Here is a 322-nt window from a genome sequence, read left to right as displayed (position 1 = left end):
TGAAATTACAACGGTTTTCATTTAACATGTTGTTATTATTTAAACACATTGTTGATTAAATGTCACGATGTCTTTTTAAGAATCTGAGTTAAGTGAATGGATACAGAGTGAAAGGGAGCCGTAGACGCTTTACAATTCAAGCGATTATCTGGCTAGTCGTGATGGTAGCGTCCATCATCTTCTTGCCAAATATCATCAGTCTGGTCCGCGACAAGGGTCAGACCAAGCTACCAAGTAGTGCGAAGAGTCAAGTTGCACAGGTTATCCAAAATCACTGGGGGCGCAATCAGAATATTACGCGCCAAGTGGTCGTGGTCTTCAA

1 protein-coding gene is annotated in these 322 nt (G+C 41.6%); it reads left to right on the top strand.

The window, feature by feature from the left end; all coding sequences use genetic code 11:
- Positions 1–107 precede the first annotated feature (107 nt).
- Positions 108–322 (top strand): hypothetical protein (locus MZO40_RS17105; RefSeq protein WP_309487051.1); only part of this gene is annotated, 215 nt, incomplete at its 3' end.

It is taken from the genome of Lactiplantibacillus sp. B652 (assembly GCF_023806745.1).
Taxonomy (GTDB): domain Bacteria; phylum Bacillota; class Bacilli; order Lactobacillales; family Lactobacillaceae; genus Lactiplantibacillus; species Lactiplantibacillus pentosus.
The sequence above is the reverse complement of the archived record's forward strand: the minus strand, read 5'-3'. Positions and strand labels throughout refer to the sequence as shown.